This is a genomic window from Bacillus sp. FSL K6-1006 (assembly GCF_038593175.1).
Lineage (GTDB): Bacteria > Bacillota > Bacilli > Bacillales > Bacillaceae > Bacillus > Bacillus safensis.
In genome coordinates, this window is sequence record NZ_CP151970.1 from 308,324 (window position 1) to 324,211 (window position 15,888).

At 43.5% G+C, this 15,888-nt stretch carries 15 protein-coding genes; 13 read left to right on the forward strand and 2 right to left on the reverse strand.

Translation table 11 applies throughout. The features are described from left to right. The first annotated feature begins 10 nt into the window (after nt 1-10). The 4 genes from opuAB to NSS65_RS01695 all read left to right on the forward strand — a co-directional run bounded on the left by opuAB (nt 11) and on the right by NSS65_RS01695 (nt 3,430). A complete protein-coding gene (opuAB, locus tag NSS65_RS01680) occupies nt 11-856 on the forward strand; it encodes a glycine/proline betaine ABC transporter permease subunit OpuAB (RefSeq protein ID WP_034283343.1) in 846 nt (281 codons plus the stop codon). Further along, a complete protein-coding gene (locus NSS65_RS01685) occupies nt 856-1,737 on the forward strand; it encodes a glycine betaine ABC transporter substrate-binding protein (protein ID WP_034283229.1) in 882 nt (293 codons plus the stop codon). Before opuAB ends, NSS65_RS01685 begins: the two co-directional genes overlap by 1 nt. A 107-nt stretch (nt 1,738-1,844) precedes the next feature. Continuing rightward, complete coding sequence (locus NSS65_RS01690; protein ID WP_098677402.1) at nt 1,845-2,597, forward strand: alpha/beta hydrolase; 753 nt, start codon at nt 1,845-1,847, stop codon at nt 2,595-2,597. Between the two features lie 110 nt (nt 2,598-2,707). Then, complete coding sequence (locus tag NSS65_RS01695; RefSeq protein WP_034283231.1) at nt 2,708-3,430, forward strand: SDR family oxidoreductase; 723 nt, start codon at nt 2,708-2,710, stop codon at nt 3,428-3,430. A 48-nt stretch (nt 3,431-3,478) separates the two neighbouring features. Here the strand turns inward: NSS65_RS01695 and NSS65_RS01700 are convergent, their stop codons facing one another. Then, nucleotides 3,479-4,606 carry a M20 peptidase aminoacylase family protein gene (locus tag NSS65_RS01700; protein WP_098677403.1) on the reverse strand — a complete coding sequence of 376 codons (1,128 nt, stop codon included), beginning with the start codon at nt 4,604-4,606 and terminating at the stop codon, nt 3,479-3,481. Nucleotides 4,607-4,759: 153 nt separating this feature from the next. Between NSS65_RS01700 and NSS65_RS01705 the strand changes: the two genes are divergently transcribed. The 3 genes from NSS65_RS01705 to NSS65_RS01715 all read left to right on the forward strand — a co-directional run bounded on the left by NSS65_RS01705 (nt 4,760) and on the right by NSS65_RS01715 (nt 9,021). Continuing rightward, complete coding sequence (locus NSS65_RS01705; RefSeq protein WP_034283233.1) at nt 4,760-6,190, forward strand: YfcC family protein; 1,431 nt, start codon at nt 4,760-4,762, stop codon at nt 6,188-6,190. A 217-nt stretch (nt 6,191-6,407) separates the two neighbouring features. Further along, nucleotides 6,408-7,355, forward strand: coding sequence for an L-lactate dehydrogenase (locus NSS65_RS01710; protein WP_070326655.1), 948 nt, complete (start codon nt 6,408-6,410; stop codon nt 7,353-7,355). Between the two features lie 43 nt (nt 7,356-7,398). Next, nucleotides 7,399-9,021 carry an L-lactate permease gene (locus NSS65_RS01715; RefSeq protein ID WP_098677404.1) on the forward strand — a complete coding sequence of 541 codons (1,623 nt, stop codon included), beginning with the start codon at nt 7,399-7,401 and terminating at the stop codon, nt 9,019-9,021. 44 nt (nt 9,022-9,065) lie between these two features. Here the strand turns inward: NSS65_RS01715 and NSS65_RS01720 are convergent, their stop codons facing one another. After that, nucleotides 9,066-10,055 (reverse strand): LacI family DNA-binding transcriptional regulator, encoded by a 990-nt coding sequence (locus NSS65_RS01720; RefSeq protein WP_024424341.1) that lies wholly within the window; start codon nt 10,053-10,055, stop codon nt 9,066-9,068. A gap of 109 nt (nt 10,056-10,164) precedes the next feature. Here NSS65_RS01720 and NSS65_RS01725 point away from each other — a divergent pair, with 109 nt between their 5' ends. The 6 genes from NSS65_RS01725 (at nt 10,165) to NSS65_RS01750 (ending at nt 15,829) form a co-directional block, all read left to right on the forward strand. Continuing rightward, nucleotides 10,165-11,490 (forward strand): DegT/DnrJ/EryC1/StrS family aminotransferase, encoded by a 1,326-nt coding sequence (locus NSS65_RS01725; protein WP_098677405.1) that lies wholly within the window; start codon nt 10,165-10,167, stop codon nt 11,488-11,490. Beyond that, complete coding sequence (locus NSS65_RS01730) at nt 11,465-12,331, forward strand: HAD-IIB family hydrolase (protein WP_098677406.1); 867 nt, start codon at nt 11,465-11,467, stop codon at nt 12,329-12,331. Before NSS65_RS01725 ends, NSS65_RS01730 begins: the two co-directional genes overlap by 26 nt. Then, nucleotides 12,328-13,374, forward strand: coding sequence for a Gfo/Idh/MocA family oxidoreductase (locus NSS65_RS01735; RefSeq protein WP_098677407.1), 1,047 nt, complete (start codon nt 12,328-12,330; stop codon nt 13,372-13,374). Before NSS65_RS01730 ends, NSS65_RS01735 begins: the two co-directional genes overlap by 4 nt. 54 nt (nt 13,375-13,428) lie before the next feature. Next, a complete protein-coding gene (locus tag NSS65_RS01740; RefSeq protein ID WP_098677408.1) occupies nt 13,429-14,619 on the forward strand; it encodes an MFS transporter in 1,191 nt (396 codons plus the stop codon). A gap of 92 nt (nt 14,620-14,711) precedes the next feature. After that, nucleotides 14,712-15,341, forward strand: a complete 630-nt coding sequence (locus NSS65_RS01745; protein WP_024424337.1) for a LysE family translocator — start codon at nt 14,712-14,714, stop codon at nt 15,339-15,341. 104 nt (nt 15,342-15,445) lie between these two features. Continuing rightward, nucleotides 15,446-15,829 carry a UPF0715 family protein gene (locus NSS65_RS01750; RefSeq protein WP_034283242.1) on the forward strand — a complete coding sequence of 128 codons (384 nt, stop codon included), beginning with the start codon at nt 15,446-15,448 and terminating at the stop codon, nt 15,827-15,829. Nucleotides 15,830-15,888 lie beyond the last annotated feature (59 nt).

Consider the following 15,888-nt stretch of genomic DNA (forward strand, 5'->3'; position numbering starts at 1 on the left):
GATGTTTAGTATGAGTGATTTACCTAGAATTCCGTTCGCGGATTATATCGATCGATTTGTTGACTGGTTAACATTAACGTTTGGTGGTTTCTTTGATGGCATCACAAATGGATTAGCTGGAACAGTAAATGGAATTGTAGCTGCACTTGGCGTCATTCCATCCATTATTTTAACCCTTATCTTTGCCGGCATTGCTTGGTGGATCAGTACAAGAGGAGTTGCTCTTTTCACACTTATTGGATTTTTACTGATCGACTATTTAGGCTACTGGCATCCAATGCTTCAAACACTTGCACTCGTTTTGACCGCTGTGGTCATTTCCATTGTGATCGGGGTTCCGATCGGTATTTGGGCATCACAGAAGGAAACTGTGCGTAAAATTGTGACACCTATCTTAGATTTAATGCAGACAATGCCTGCATTCGTTTATCTATTACCAGCGATCTTTTTCTTTAACATTGGGGTTGTTCCTGGGGTTGTGGCATCGGTTATTTTCTCCATGCCGCCAACGATTCGTATGACCATTCTCGGTATTAAACAAGTACCAGCGGATTTAATTGAAGCAACTGAAGCTTTTGGTTCAACGACATTCCAGCGTTTATTCAAAGTTCAGCTTCCACTTGCAACAAAAACCATCTTAGCTGGTATTAACCAAAGTATCATGCTGGCTCTATCCATGGTCGTTATTGCGGCAATGGTAGGTGCACCAGGACTTGGTTCAGAAGTATATAGTGCGGTAACGCAGCTGAAAACAGGTATTGGTTTTGAAGCAGGTATTGCCATTGTTATTGTGGCGATTACACTCGACCGTATTACACAAAACATTAAAACGAAAAAAACCAGGGGGAATGCTTAATGTGGAAAAAGTCTCTCTACATTGGGATGACCGCCCTGCTCGTCTTTTTACTAGCCGCTTGCGGTGCACAATCGGATTCAAATGCAAGTGCAGCACAGCAGGTCAATAAAACGATTATTGGGATTGATCCGGGTTCAGGTATTATGGCCCTAACCGATCAGGCCAAAAAGGATTATGGCTTAGAGGATTGGACGGTTGTGTCTGCATCAAGTGCAGCCATGACGGCAACGCTCAAAAAATCATACGACCGTAAAAAACCAATCATTATCACTGGCTGGAATCCACACTGGATGTTTTCCCGCTATGATTTAAAATATTTAGATGATCCAAAAAAATCTTACGGTGAAGCGGAAGAAATTCATACGATTTCACGTAAAGGCTTTGCGAAGGATCAGCCGGAAGCAGCTAAAATGCTTAGTCAATTTAAATGGTCTCAAGATGACATGGGCGAAGTCATGATTGATATCCAAGATGGTGTGAAACCAAAGGATGCCGCCTTAAAATATGTGAAAAAACATAAAGACCAAGTAGCGAAATGGACAAAAGGCGTGAAAAAGTCGAATGGTGGAAAAGTGAATCTTGCCTACGTTGCATGGGATAGTGAGATTGCAAGTACCAATGTTGCAGCAGAAGTATTGCGTGAACTCGGGTTTAAAGTAACTTTGACTCAGGTTGAAGCAGGTCCGATGTGGACAGCAATTGCAACCGGAAGTGCGGATGCATCATTATCCGCTTGGCTGCCAAATACGCATAAAACGTATGCAGCGAAGTTTAAAGGAAAATATGATGACCTTGGTACAAGTATGAAAGGTCTTCGAATGGGGCTAGTTGTCCCGACATATATGAAGAACGTAAACTCCATTGAGGATTTGAAAAAATAGTCAATGATGTAGTGGTTCCCTTATAATAGAAGGGAGCATGTTGAAAAAGCAGTCTGCTCAAAAAGCGGCTGCTTTTTTCTTATATAGAAGGATGGAGTTGTCGGGCGATGGATAAGTCAATCATGATTTTTCTGCATGGTGGAGGAGTAAGCAGCTGGATGTGGCAGGAGCAGGTTGAAATATTGAAAAACACGTATGAATGCTTTGCCCCTGATCTCATTGGACACGGGACAAGAGCAAAAGAACAGATATTTTCAATGAATGAAAGCACCCGTGAAGTCATCTCATGGATCAAGGAAAACGCGAATGGCCGTCAAGTGATTCTGATTGGATTTTCTTTAGGTGCGCAGATTGCCGTTGATGTGTTATCAAGAGAGCCGGATATCGTAGACATAGCAGTTATCAATAGCGCCCTTGTGATGCCTTTGCCATGGCTCCACTTCATGGTGAGACCCCTCTTGCCACTGACGTATCCATTATTAAAAAAAGATTGGTTTATTCAGCTCCAAGCCGAAAAGATGGGGCTCCCGCAACATGTACTGCATCATTATGCGGCGGAATCGAAACATCTGCAAAAGAAAACCCTTCTTACGATGTTTCAAGAAAACCTCCATTACAAGCTCCCAGACACGTTTCAGCAAGCGAAGGCACGTATTCTTGTCACAGTGGGAGAAAAAGAAAAAGGCATCATGAAACGGTCAGCAAAAAAAATAACGAATTCACATCCGAAGGCAACAGGCGTCGTTGTTCCCGGTATTGGGCATACATTTACTTTTGAAAAGAAAGAACTTTTTACAGAAATGGTCATAAGCTTTATAGAGGCACGTGCATTACCAGTCGAATTAAAGGAAATCCAGTAGCTGCGCCACTCAATAAGTGAAGACGAGCATAAAAGGGGCGCCGGGCTCTTAGAATCTGTATGATATAGGTATAAAACGCTTACAGTTTGTGTGTCCTAGAAGGAGGAGCTATGAGTAAAAACTATATCATATTCGGTGCAAGTCAAGGGTTAGGAGATGCTTTTGTAAAGGGTCTTCCATCAAGTGGAGATACAGTTTGGATTGTGTCGCGAAGTGAACCAAGCAGTTTGAACATAGATGACGGTGTACATAGAATTTGGCTGAAAATCGACTTATCAAGCCAAACACATATCCCTTATATGCTCGAAGCACTTGAGAACAAGACGATTGATGTACTCATCTATAACGTCGGTTTATGGGAAAAACGAGGCTTTGAAGACGATTATTCCTTTGATCACGATCAGCCAGAGGATATTGCACATTTAATCAATGTGAATGTCACCTCAACCATTACGTACATCCAGGCACTGCTTCCTCACGTAAGGAAATCGGAGAATGGAAAAATCATCGTCATTGGCTCAACGGCGGGTCTCGATCATACGAACCTGCCGCAGGTCTCGTTTGTTGCATCTAAATTTGGCCTGCGCGGAATTGTGAATGCACTGAGAGAGCATGTGAGGAAAGATAAAATATCCGTCACCTGTATCAATCCAGGAGAACTGGCGGCGGAGGTTCCGTATGAAGATGGAGCCGAAAAGGCCATCACTCTTTATGATGAAACGAGAATCCCTGTTCAGGATATTGTGGAGCTTGCGAGATGCGTGATTCATTTATCAAGGGTATCTTGCGTGAAAGAAATCAACGTTCCAGCCATGGCAGATCTGAATGCGTAATATAAAGCAGACCACCCGCCCTGAAGAGAAGGCGGGTGGCTTTTTCATTTATGATGAATGCTGCTGGAGTGTTTGATAGACAGCCTCGGTCAAAATCTCAATGCCAGTAAAGATAGCAGAGCGGTCGAAGGTCATATACGGATGATGAAGACCGGGCTTTAAATCACAGCCTAAACCGAGCATCGTGGATTTGATATGCGGAAGCTTTGCTGCGTAAAAGTGAAAGTCCTCTCCACCTGTTGTGACGATCGGGGGATCAAGCTGCTCTTTGCCTAAAACCTGTTCAATTGCATGAGACATGATCTGGACAGCTTCTTCATTTAAGGTGGCGGCAGGCAGACGATGGTCTGTTGAAAGTGTAATGGAAGCGCCAAAGGCATCCGCTACAGAATGAACCGCTCTTTCAATTTCTTTTTCTAGTTCATCCATCACTTCGTTTGTTTGTGCCCGTACATCTAATGTAAAAGAGGCTTTGCCTGGGATGATGTTTGAGCTGCCCCCGCCAGCATGTAAATTGGTCATTTTGACAGAATGCGCGACTCTTGGATCGACATGGATATGCGCGAGTCTCTGCACGAGGGTTGAAGCCACTTCTATTACGTTGACGCCAAGGTGTGGACGTGCACCGTGCGCTTCCTCGCCAATAATGGTGCCGACGTAATGATTACTTGATCCGTGCAATATAGCAGGAGCGCAGCGTCCGTTTAATGTTTCTTGGATTGGGCGCACATGTACGCCATATAAGAAATCGACATCTGCGAGCACACCTTTTTCAATCATTTTCAGCGCCCCGCCGCCTCTTTCCTCGGCAGGCTGAAAGATGAAACGGATCGTGCCGTTCGGGCGTTCTTTTTCCTTTAATGCCATGAAGGTGCCGAGAGCCATTGTCATGTGTGCATCGTGGCCGCATGAATGATTGGCTTGAAACTCACCATCTACTTCCTGCCAAAGTGCATCAATATCGGCTCTCACAGCGACCACTGGTGCGCCTTCTCCAATTTCACCGATCACCCCTGTACAGTCGTCAAATGTTTGAGTTTTGCAGCCCAATTTTTTCAATATATCTTCAATATAAGCAGTCGTTTCTGTTTCTTCCCAGCTGATTTCTGGATGGGCATGCAAGTGTTCAAAGATGTCTGTCACGGTTTGTTTCATTTCGTTTGTCAAAGTTGTCATGAGAAGCCTCCTTGCTGACAGATAATCTGTCAAAACATTATTTTAGTGAAATAATATTGATCTTAAATATCAACAGTGTTTATAATATAACACATCATTTGATTATTCTGAAAATTAAGTGAAATTCCGATCGGGACAAAGGGGTTTTGACACATGAAAACAGCGACAGTATCAGCACCAGAGAAACAAAAACGAAAACTTCAAATGCCGGATGCGTATGTTCTCTTATTTATGATTGCACTGATTTGTACAATAGCAACGTATTTTGTACCAGCGGGTGAGTTTGACCGAAAGACATCTGGGGAGATCACAACAGCCGTTCCTGGCAGCTATCACCGTATTGATCAATCACCAGTGAGTCCAGTTGGCTTTTTCACAGCGATACAAGAAGGAATGGTAGGGTCCTCTTCTATTATTTTTCTGATTCTATTTACGGGCGGAACCATTGCCATTTTGGAGAAGACAGGTGCTATTAACGGGATGATTCACCATGTCATCAGCCGGTTTCAAACGAAGCAATTATTGTTTATTTGTATTGTTGGGGGATTATTTTCAGTCCTTGGAACGACCGGAATTGTCGTGAATTCTGTCATTGGGTTTATTCCAATCGGCATCATTGTGGCACGATCCTTGAAATGGGATGCTGTAGCAGGAGCCGCTGTCATATACATCGGCTGTTATGCAGGGTTTAACGCAACGATTTTATCTCCATCTCCATTAGGTTTATCACAAACAATTGCAGAGCTGCCGATCTTTTCCGGCATCGGCCTGCGTGTCATTATTTATCTTTGTTTTCTTATTTCTAGTATTGTGTACATCTATTTATATACAAGACGTCTGAAGAATAAAGAAAAGGGAAGCATTCTTGGCGATCAATGGTTTCCTGCTAAGGGGCTTGGCGGAGCCGATGCGGAATCTGTGGACAAGCCTGCATTTACTGGCAGACATAAGCTGATTTTAGCGGTGTGCGGATTGTCACTTGGAGGTTTCTTATATGGCGCACTTCAGCTTGGCTGGACCGATAAGGAAATGGCGGGTGTGTTCATTTTTATGGCTATCGTCGCTGGACTGCTCGGCGGATTAGCTGCCAATGATATTGCGAAAACGTTTATTATCGGGTGCCAAAGCCTTGTATACGGCGCACTTATTGTTGGGATGGCACGCTGTATTTCGGTCATTTTAGAAAACGGGAAGCTGCTTGATACAGTGGTCAATGGCTTGGCGAGTATGCTGACAGGCTTTAGTCCCATCGCTGGTGCGATCGGGATGTATATTGCGAGTGCGCTTCTTCACTTTTTGATTTCATCAGGATCAGGAGAAGCCGTTGTCTTTATCCCAATTCTTGCGCCGCTCGCTGATTTAATGGGCATCACAAGACAGGTCGCTGTAGAAGCGGTAATGCTTGGTGAAGGGGTGGTCAACTGTATCAATCCGACTTCCGGTGTGTTGATGGCTGTGCTTGCTGCAAGTGGTATTCCTTATGTAAAGTGGCTGCGTTTTATGGTGCCGCTTGCCCTCATTTGGTTTGTCATCGGTCTTGTATTTATTTGTATCGGGGTCATGATCAACTGGGGACCTTATTAAATATGTAGGAAGCTGCCGACGAGCGTTTGGCAGCTTTTTTCTTGTGGAAATATGTATGGAGCGGGCGCTTTGAAAGCACAATAAATGTGTTCACAAATTCGCTACATATTTTTTTTGAGCAGCCCCCTTGCAAAAGTTTGTGAAATGTTGCACAATAAGAATGTGAAATACTTCACATAAGAAAAACAGCCTAGTTTTACTCAGGAGGATGAGATAAATGACAAACGAAAAAGTAAACAAAGTAGCCCTTATTGGAGCAGGTTTCGTCGGCAGCAGTTATGCCTTTACATTAATAAATCAAGCAATCACAGATGAATTGGTTGTCATCGATTTGAATCAAGACAAAGCAATGGGTGACGTGATGGATTTAAACCACGGAAAAGCATTTGCGCCGCATCCTGTGAATACATGGTATGGAGATTATGAGGATTGTAAGGATGCAGATATCGTCTGTATCTGTGCTGGTGCAAACCAAAAGCCAGGTGAAACAAGACTTGACCTTGTTGAGAAAAATTTAAATATATTTAAAGGCATTGTAGAAAACGTGATGAAAAGTGGATTCGACGGTATTTTCTTAGTGGCCACAAACCCAGTCGATATTTTGACATATGCGACTTGGAAATTCAGTGGTCTTCCAAAAGAACGAGTGATTGGCAGTGGTACGACGCTTGATACGGCAAGATTTAGATACATGCTCAGTGAGTACTTTGACGCAGCGGCACACAACGTGCATGCGTACATCATTGGCGAGCATGGAGATACAGAGCTTGCTGTTTGGAGTCATGCAAATATTGGAAGTGTGCCGATTACAGAATTAATGAAGAGAAATGATCAATACAAACAAGAAGACTTAGATGAAATCATGGAAAATGTCCGTCATGCCGCTTACCAAATCATTGAGAAAAAAGGCGCCACTTATTACGGTGTAGCAATGAGTTTAGCCCGCATTACAAGAGCGATCCTGCACAATGAAAACAGCATTTTAACTGTCAGCACTTACTTAGATGGAGAGTACGGAGCAGAAGATGTCTACATTGGTGTACCTGCCCTTGTGAATCGAAATGGCGCAACAGAAGTAATGGAGCTCACACTGAACGACACGGAGAAAGAAAAATTTGCACACAGTGTGAATGTGTTAAAAGAGATTTTGGCTCCTCATTTTTAATCAATCAAAAGCAACCTATCTGAGCAGAAAAGGATGAATCACTATGTGGCAGCAAATATATGATCCGTTTGGTAATGAATTCGTCAGTGCATTGGTGGCAATGCTCCCAATCTTGTTTTTCCTTCTTGCATTAACCGTTTTTAAGCTAAAAGGTGTTTTAGCCGCTTGTTTTACCTTAATCGTCAGTTTTGTAACAGCTGTTTTCTTCTTTCATATGCCAGTTGAAAAAGCATTATCTGCTGTGCTGCTCGGTATATCTAATGGGCTGTGGCCGATTGGATATATCGTCATCATGGCGGTATGGCTCTATAAAATTGCCGTGAAATCTGGTAAGTTCGATGTCATTCGATCTAGTATTGCAGGAATTTCTCAAGATCAACGTCTTCAGCTCTTATTAATTGGTTTTAGCTTTAATGCATTTTTAGAAGGAGCTGCTGGGTTTGGTGTACCGATTGCGATCAGTGCCGCTCTCTTAACAGAGCTTGGGTTTAAACCGCTGAAAGCTGCGATGCTCTGCTTAATTGCCAATGCTGCGTCTGGTGCATTTGGTGCTGTAGGCATTCCAGTGATTACAGGGGCGCAAATGGGCAATATGACGCCGCTTGCGTTATCTCAAACCCTTGTATATACGATCCCGTTTATTTCATTCTGTATTCCGTTCCTCCTCATTCTGATTGTAGATGGATTCAAAGGAATCAAAGAAACGCTGCCAGCCTTGCTGGTTGTGAGTGGAACCTATGCCATTTTGCAAGCTGTCACAATGGTGACGATGGGACCTGAGCTTGCCAATATTATTTCTGCCTTGGCAAGTATGGGAGTTTTAGCTTTATTTCTTCGGAAATGGCAGCCAAAACACATTTATCGTGAAGAAGGAGCGCCAGATATTGAACAGAAACAAACGTATCGCGGCGTTGAAATACTGAAAGCATGGTCTCCGTTCTATATTTTAACTGCTGTTATTACGGTATGGAGTCTGCCGGCATTTAAAGCATTGTTTGCTGTAGGAGGACCGCTTAACTGGACGACCATTTTAGTGAAAATGCCCTTTTTACATCAGCAAATTGTGAAATTACCACCAATTGCCCAAATGGAAACACCAATTGATGCGATCTTTAAAATTGATGTCATCAGTGCAACGGGTACTGCCATTCTGATTGCGGTCATGCTGACAGGGCTGTTTAGCAGACATATTACATTAACAGAAGGCGCTGTCTGCTTAAAAGCAGCGGTGAAAGAGCTTTGGGTTCCTGTTCTTACTATTTGTTTTGTCATGGGCTTTGCCAACCTGGCAAACTTTGCTGGACTAAGTTCAGCCATTGGACTTGCTCTTGCCAAAACAGGCGATTTGTTCCCGCTTGTCAGTCCGGTGCTTGGCTGGATCGGCGTGTTTATTACGGGATCTGTCGTGAGTAACAACGCCTTATTCGGTAACCTTCAAGCGGTCACTGCTTCTCAAATCGGCTCACAAGCAGGTTTGTTAATTGGGGCGAATACGACCGGTGGTGTGATGGCGAAATTAATTTCTCCACAATCTATCGCTATCGCTACAGCAGCTGTTGGAGAAACAGGGAAAGAATCTGAGCTCTTCAAAAAGACCGTGAAGTACAGTTTCATTCTGCTAGGTATTGTATGTATATGGACATTCATTCTTGCTCAATTTGTATAGGTTGATAGATTAAAAAAGACTGAGATCTCTCTCAGTCTTTTTCTTTATGTAGATTCTCTTGTCACGAGCCGGGTAGGCAACTGGATATGTTCGCGCTGTAATGGTTTTTGGTCTTGCAGGAGCGCGATCATTTGCTGTACAGATCGCTGGCCAAGCTCTACGATCGGTATGTCAATTGTGGTGATCGTTGGAGCTGTCACCTCACAAATGTCTTGGTTGTCATAGCCGATGACCGCTAGATCCCCGGGGATTTGATAGCCGTATGAAATAGCCTGTTTAATGAGTCCTGCTGCGACTTGATCATTGCCGGTGAAAATGGCATCAGGCGCTTCCTTCATGTGATGGATGACCTCCATTAAGCGAAAGCCGTCTTCAATGGTAAAAGCCTCTCCAAAGAGCCAATCATCTTGCAGCGGCAAACCGTGAGCAGAGAGTGCATCAAGATAGCCCTGTTTCCTTTGTTTCTGCGCTTCACTGCTTTCTGTATCAAAGCAAAACCCAATCGATTTTCGCCCCGACCGAATCAAATAGTCCACCGCTTTATAGGCGGCTTCCCGTTCATCGTATCCAATAATCGGGATGTTTGCTGTTTGGTGATATTCATTTGCCATGACAATGGGGCCGTTCGTTAAAAATGGCTCAATTTTCTCCCACGTATTTTCTAACGCACCCAATATAACCCCATCGACTTCTTTTCTTTTTAATAATTGAAGCCCTTCAAGCTCTAATGCTTCTTGATAAAACGTCTGGAGCACGATGGCTTTATATCCTTGATCCAGTGCTTCCTTTGAAATGCCTTTAATCAATTGTGCAAAAAAAGGATGGTCCACAGCTGGAACAGACACAGCAATGGTTTTTGTCTGATGTGACCTTAGTGTGCGGGCTGCTGAACTCGGTGTATATTCCATTTCTTTCATCACCTGTAAAATGAGCTGCCGCTTTTCTTCTGACACATATGGGTGATGGTTTAGCACTCTGGAAACGGTGGTGGTTGAAACCCCGCAGCGTTTGGCAATTTCATAAATTGTACACATATTAACAAATCCTTTACACAAAGTTATTGTTCTGAAATCGATAACATCATTTACAATGTGAAACAAGTTAAATATTAACAAAAGGAATTGATTAATTGGAGGGAATGGAATGCAAATATTGACGAAGATATCAGGTAAAAGCAAGGATTATCTTCCTTTGCTGGATATGATCAATCAAGGTGTTCAAGTTAAGGCCGATTCAGTTGAAAAGCATCTAGCAAATGAAAAGCTGGTGACGTTCCTTGAGCAAGATATAGAGCGCACAGGTTTGGAAAAAATTCTCTTCCATTATAAACAAAATAAGGAAAAAAAGATACCGTTTCTGCCAGTTGACAAACTGATTTCAGAAGATGAAATCGATGATATTATGCAGGTGCTGAAGGAAGTATTGAGCTCTGGCCGTTTTACTTCAGGGCCATATATTCCGACATTTGAAAAGGCGATTGCTGAGTACTTAGGGAAAAAATATGTCATTGCCACGTCAAGTGGAACAGATGCATTGATGATCAGTCTCATATCAGCAGGCGTCCATCCAGGAGACGAGGTGATTTTGCCGGCCAATAGCTTTGCTGCAACAGAAAATGCAGTGCTTGCCATTGGGGCTGTTCCGGTATATGCCGATATTGATCCTGAAACCTACTGCCTCTCACCGAGTGAAATAGAGAAGCATATCACAGATAAAACGGTATGCATTCTACCGGTTCATTTATATGGAAAGCAAGCGGATATGAAGGAGATTTCGGCGATTGCGAAACAGCATGGGCTGAAAATCATTGAAGACGGCTGTCAGGCGATTGGCAGCAGCGGCCTTGGCGCTTATGGAGATGGACTTGTTCTCAGCTTTAATCCATACAAAAACCTTGGGGTCTGCGGAAAGGCAGGAGCCATCGCTACAAATGATGAGGCCTTAGCGGAAAAATGCATGGAGATCAGCTATCACGGCTTTGAAGCTGGAAAGAAAAATGTCAAACGCAGTGACTACGGCTTTAATTCGAAAATTGATAATTTGCAGGCAGCGATTGGACTCGAACGAATGAAGTATTTAGGACTGCAAAATTTCAAACGTTTTTACTTAGCCAAGCGATACATTGACCAGCTGCAAACGGTTGAGGATGAAGGATATATGAAGCTCCCGACGCTGACAGATGATCATGTATGGCATCTATTCCCGATTAGAGTGCTGAAGGGAGAACGAGATGAACTGGCAGCGAAATTGCTGGAAATGGGCATAGAGACGGATGTCTATTACCCGGTTCTATCGCATCAGCATCAAACAAATCTTGTTTCTCAAAAATATAGACAAACGACACTTCCACACACGGAAAAAGCTGCGCAGCAATTACTTCACTTGCCGCTTTATCCAGGAATGCCGCTGCAAGATCAGGAGAAGGTCATCGAGGGGGTTCATCATGTTATCAAGTCTTCCATTCAATAAAAAACTGCTGAATCTGCCGAAGAATCCGCAGTGGATCGTCTTCTGTGATTTTGATGAAACGTATTATTCTCACGGAATGACAGAGGAGCAGAGAGAGGATGTCAAGCGGCTGGAAGCCTTTGTAGCAGAAAAGAGTGAAGCGGGACAGCTCTTGCTGGGCTGGGTGACGGGAAGCAGCCTCGATTCTGTCACGAGCAAAATGGAAAAAGGCGGGTTTCATCAATTCCCGCATTTCATTGCGTCGAACTTAGGGACTGAGATTGTATATACGTCGGATGCCGATTTTGGACAGCCAGATGCAGAGTGGATGAAGCGGCTGGATGCACAGGGCTTTTCAGATGAAAAAATCGAAGACATCCTGGAAACCATCCGAGAAAAGGGCATTTCCCTTAGACCGCAAACGCAGCTGGGCAGTTCAGGGTATAAGAAGAATTTCTATTATCAGGAGCAGGATGAACGGACAGATCTTCATCATCTCTCATTTATCCAAACACTGGCTAAAGAGCGAGGCGTGGCGGTCAACATCAACAAATGCAACCCGCTTGCAGGAGATCCTGCGGATTGCTATGATGTCGATTTTTTACCAGTCGGAACAGGGAAGGATGAAATTGTCCGTTTTATGCTGAACCAATATGATTTATCGAAAGATCAAGGCTTTGCCTTTGGTGATAGCGGGAACGATTTGCGGATGCTTCAATCCGTCACACACGGCTTCCTTGTCCAAAATGCGACAGCCGAAGCCAAACGGCACCATCACCAAATTTGTCATCATGGGTATGCAAAAGGAATCTATGAAACACTGAAAACAGTGATGTATAAACATGAGGAGGCACATTCATGAAGAAAATTGGAATTGTTGGAGCAGGGAATATTGCAAAAGCACATGCAAGAGCATTATCAACGATCAAAGGTGCAGAATTATCCGGTGTCTATGATTTGCATGAGTCGGTCGCACAGGGATTCATTAAACAATACGGCGGACGTGTGTATTCAAGTATCGAGACATTGGCAGATGCATCTGATGGAATGATCATTGCATCCCCTAATTTTTGTCACAAGGACCATGCCCTTCAGTCGCTAAGAGCAGGACAGCCGATTTTATGTGAAAAACCGATGGCTGTGTCGCTGAAGGAAGCGAAGGAAATGGTGGAGACAGCCAAACAGTTCCAAGTTCAAGCCAGTATGGGCTTTAACTATCGTTATTTATCCTTTGTGAATATATTGAAAAACTTGATTGCCAACGGTGAATTAGGCCGCATTTTAACCGTCAGAACTCATTTTAAGAAAAACAGTGCCCTTAGAAGAAAGACTTTTTCATGGAGAGACAGCGGTGAAAGTCTGCGTACGAGCGGTGCACTAGGGGATCTTGGCATTCATTTGATTGATATGCTGTGGTACTTATTTGGCAGTGAAATGAAGAAAGAATCACTTAACACCAAGATGCTGACACATGTAAAGGAAAAAGAAGAGAAAAAGGTTCAGGTGGATGATCATACCGAAATTTTCGGGCAGATGGAGAATCAAGTGTTCTTTCATTTGGTGACATCCAAAAGCACGCAGCCTGAGGAATGTGGATTTAGTGTAGAAGTCGTTGGTCATGACAAGGTATTCAAATACCATACGAACATGAAAAACGAATATGAGATCAGTGATGGATTGTGTGTGGAGCGTCATCAAATGCCGCAAACTTTGCTGACAGATCCGCCAAATGAATTTTACGGATGGTCCGATACATTCCGCGATCAGCTGATGCATTGGGTGAATACTGATCCATACCCATCTCATATGAAGGTCGCTGATTTTGAAGATGGTTATCGCGCGCAGGCTGCGCTCAATACATGCTTTGAGAGGGAAGAGGCAGTCGTCTCTGCCCAGGCATATTAAAGAGGTGGAGCGGAGGATGTGATGACTCCGCTCCTTTTTAGAGGAAGTGAAAAGATGAAAAAGGTATTTTATTTTGGCTGTGTCTTTTATTTTTTTATTGGGACCATTCATGTGTTTTTTGGCAGCTTAACGCCTTATTTGCTGTCGAGTTACGATAAAGGCCCCGGGGAATTATCATCTTTAATTTTTTTTCAGTTTATTGGTTTTTTGACAGGCGTTCTGTTATCCCCCATTCTAGTGAGAAAAAAAGGCTATGGCGCTGTGCTGACCATGGGTCTTTTGCTGATGATCGGCTCACTTCTGCTGGGGCTATTGGTGCCAGGCTGGACAACGCTTGTGCTGGCAGGTTTTTTTCTTGGGAGCGGCGCAGGCAGTCTTGAGACAACAGCTGGGGCATATGTCATTTCGATGGCAAATAGTGCAAAGCGAATCAGTATCATGGAGGTCTTTTTTGGATTAGGTGCGCTGTTATTCCCGCTAGTGATTCTGCTGACTGTCACAGAACAGACATGGCAGTATGTGTTTTTATTTCAGGTGGGTGCGCTGACATTTTTCCTTATGCTTTGGCTTGTTTTTATGAACAAACTGCCTCACGGACAGATGGATGCTCCTTCCACAGAAGGGACGAGGAAACCGTCCTTGCTTGTTGATCGAAATAATCGAATGATTGTGGTGATCATGATTTGCTTTGCCTTTTTCTACGCAGGGATTGAAACGAACTTTGCGAATTTTTTGCCGTCGATCATGCTGGAAAAAGGGGGAGAAAATTGGGGCCTCTTTGCGGTCTCTACTTTCTGGACAGCGATCGTCATTGGCAGAACCGTAATTGCGAGAAAAGCCGATCAGCTGCATCCGCTGCGTTTTTTAAAGCTAAGCGCATCTCTGATGATTCTGCTGCTTGTGATATTCGCTCTGACAACCCACATCACCGCGCAGTTGATTCTCATCTTTTTCATCGGCCTTTGCGCAGCGGGCATGTTCCCAATCGCACTGACAGCATCTGCCTTAATGATTGAAAATGCCATCGATGAGGCGACGAGTTATTTTATTGCAGCCGCAAGCTTAGGCGGAGCCTGCTTGTCCTTTTTGATTGGATTTAGTCTGGAATGGGCAGGAGCGGCAAGTGCCGTCTTTGTATTTGCCTTCTTAGCTGTTCTTCTGTTTGCAGCTACGATTCAAATGAATCGTTCTAAGAAAAAAGAAACAATACACGCGCAGCAGTCGGCACTGAAAGCAGACCGCTAAGCATCCGCCTGAAATGATGACAAAGGACTTGTACTAAAACGCAGAAAGTTTGAATAACATGTACAAGTCAGCATCAAAAGGAGGACGTCTATGTGGCGGTGTTTTTTGGTTATATCTTTTTAGGGTTGTCACTTTCAGCGCCTGTTGGGCCAGTCAATGCAGCCCAAATCGACAGAGGGATTAAAAGTGGATTTTGGCATGCGTGGATTTTTGGTGTAGGGGCTATGGCTGCGGATATTGTCTATATGCTTCTCATCTATTTTGGTGTCGCCCAGCTTTTGACTGCACCTCTTGTAAAAACCTTTTTGTGGCTGTTCGGCTTTTTCGTTTTGACCTATACCGGCATTGAAAGTCTGCGTAAAATCAATTTGCAGGAGAGTCCGAAAAAAGACAGCGAAAACACATCAATTGGCAAATCGTTTATGACCGGATTTTTCATTTCTCTTTCTAATCCGCTCAGTATTTTGTTTTGGCTTGGCATCTATGGCAGCATCTTAGCCAATACGATCGAAAAGTATGGAGCTTCCCAAATGCTCATGTACAGTATGGCTATTTTTATCGGCATGCTGATCTGGGATTTCAGTATGGCGCTGCTTGCTAGTTCGTTTAGGCGTTATTTAAGTGAACGTGTTTTACATGGCTTATCTGTTCTTGCAGGTCTATCTTTACTTGGTTTCGGCGCCTATTTTGGGTATCAGGGGATCATGGCGTTGATTGGGTAGAAAAACAGACTGACATATTCAGTCTGTTTTTTTGTAAGGATTGACAGACATAACACATTCTTGAATAATGGTGGAATATTAAATGGTTTGAAGGAGCTTCTGCTATGCGTATGTTTTTGCCAGTATTCAACTATGTGTGTATGTTGATTTTATCAGTCATCACAGCAACATTCGTTTATACGTTTTTATTCATGCCGCCTGAAGTGGGCTTTAGTTATGTGGAGATGACCAGTCTGTTCATTTTGTCCGCTTATGTCATTTTTGCTGCACCGATTCAGTTTGTTTTACACCGGCATCCTAAGAGGTTTCGAAGCCGTGACTTACTGATTTATTTTATTGCGGCATGGCTGGTTTGTTCGGCTTTGGCTTTATGGATTGATTATGGGCTTGTTGTGTTCATGAGCTATAAAGTCTATCTGTTTAGCTTCTGCGCAGCCCTTATTTATTGGGTGCTGGATTCCGTTTTTTTGATGAATAATCGATCGTAGGTATGGCGAAAGGCTCTCTATTAACTTACACTAGTCTGATCATACATAATAGAATTAAA